Annotated in this window: 2 protein-coding genes; both read left to right on the top strand. The window is 54.1% G+C overall.

The features are described 5' to 3' along the window. Positions 1–5 precede the first annotated feature (5 nt). The gene (locus D8U70_RS16620) at positions 6–281 is read left to right on the top strand and encodes an HU family DNA-binding protein (protein ID WP_003213368.1); all 276 of its coding nucleotides are present in this window, start codon (positions 6–8) and stop codon (positions 279–281) included. A 443-nt stretch (positions 282–724) separates the two neighbouring features. Then, positions 725–1720, top strand: a complete 996-nt coding sequence (locus D8U70_RS16605) for an IS110 family transposase (RefSeq protein WP_130929320.1) — start codon at positions 725–727, stop codon at positions 1718–1720. Positions 1721–1740: the final 20 nt, after the last annotated feature.

The raw sequence follows: 1740 nt of genomic DNA, 5'->3' as shown, positions 1-1740 counted from the left end.
CTAATATGCGTAAACCAGAACTCGCTGCAGCAATTGCTGAAAAAGCAGACCTCACCAAAGAGCAGGCCAACCGCGTTCTCAACGCCGTACTCGAAGAAATCACCGGCGCCCTGCACCGCAAAGACAGCGTAACGCTGGTAGGCTTCGGCACCTTCCTGCAACGCCACCGCGGCGCCCGTACCGGCAAAAACCCGCAAACCGGTGAGCCAGTCAAAATCAAGGCCAGCAACACAGTTGCCTTCAAACCAGGCAAATCGTTGAAAGACAGCGTCAATCCTTGATTTCCACCCCGCAAAACGGGGGGCGGAATAAAAAATGGGCACACCAACCAGGTTGGGTGCCCATTTTTTGTTGCCTGAAATACTGACCTTGTGGGAGCGAGCCTGCTCGCGATAGGGCCATCAGATCCAACATCAATGTTGAATGTCAGTCCGCTATCGCGAACAGGCTCGCTCCTTGTATGTTGACCCTGAGTCCAAAGAGAGAGGTTACGCTCAAGGACTCATACAACAGCAAGTGCGTTTCTGGGGGGAGGCCGATCGCTCCTGAAGGCAGGATTTGCTCCTGACCTTGTCTGTAGAGAGGCCCCCCCGCCTCATTGCCCACCACGAAGAGTATCGAGAAGCCGACAAGTCGGACTTCGCATTACAAGGTTGCAGTGGCATGAAGTTCGAGGTCGGGGGAACCGGGAGCAATCTTACCGAAAGTCAGGGAAGTGAAAAGCATGAATACTCATGTCGGCATAGACATTGGTGCTCGCACGTCTGCGATGGGATGGCGACAGAACGGTAAAACATCAGGCCAGTGGGAGATTCAGCACACACCCAAAGGGCGCAAGACTGCCGCGGCCAAGATGCTGGGTCTCAAGCCGCTGAGCGTGGTTATGGAAGCCACCGGCATTTACTACCTGGATCTTGCGCTGGAGTTGCACGCCGCCGGTTTGCCGGTCTCGGTGATCAACCCAAAAAGTTTTCACAATTTTGCCAAATTGATGCTGCAAAACAGCAAGACTGACCAGATAGATTCTCAATTACTAGCCGAATATGGCGAGCGTATGGCGCCCAGACTTTGGGTGCCGCCTACGGCCGATCAGATGACGTTGCGTGCCATTGGACGTCATATCAATCGTCTGATTGGTCATCGAACGCGAGCCAAAAACGAATTGCACGCGCTACAAGCGACAGAAACAAGAGTGGAGCTGCTGATCGAAGATGAGAAAGAGGCGATTGCAGGGTTGGACGCGCGGATTGATCGTTTGAAGAAAGCCGCACGTGATGCCATCGCCAAATGCCCGGACCTGAGTTTGCAGTTTCGCTGCATGATGGCGGCACCCGGCGTAGGAGAAGCCTCGGCTATCGCTGCACTGGCGGAGCTGACGACCCTGCCTGTGACGCTTAAATCGGCACAGGTAAGCCGTTACGCAGGCCTGGACGTCAGGTTGACCCAATCCGGCACCAGCGTGAATCGGCCAGGGCGAATGTCCAAATGCGGCAATGCTTATTTGCGTGCAGCGATGTTCATGCCGGCAATGACGGCAATCCGCTGCGATGAGAATGTGAAGGCTTTTTACGAAGCTCTCGTTGCTCGCGGCAAGAAAAAAATGCAGGCAATCGGTGCGGTGATGCGCAAATATCTGACTGGGTTGTGGGCGTGCATGCGTTCCGGAGAAGAATTTAATACGGCCAAGCTTTTTAGCGAAAAACATCTCGCGAAAGCTTGACCGTGAACAGAGTATCTACA

It is taken from the genome of Pseudomonas sp. Sample_20, assembly GCF_004307585.1.
GTDB lineage: Bacteria > Pseudomonadota > Gammaproteobacteria > Pseudomonadales > Pseudomonadaceae > Aquipseudomonas > Aquipseudomonas atacamensis.
Note: the sequence above shows the minus strand (reverse complement) of the source record. Positions and strands in the feature narration are given on the sequence as shown.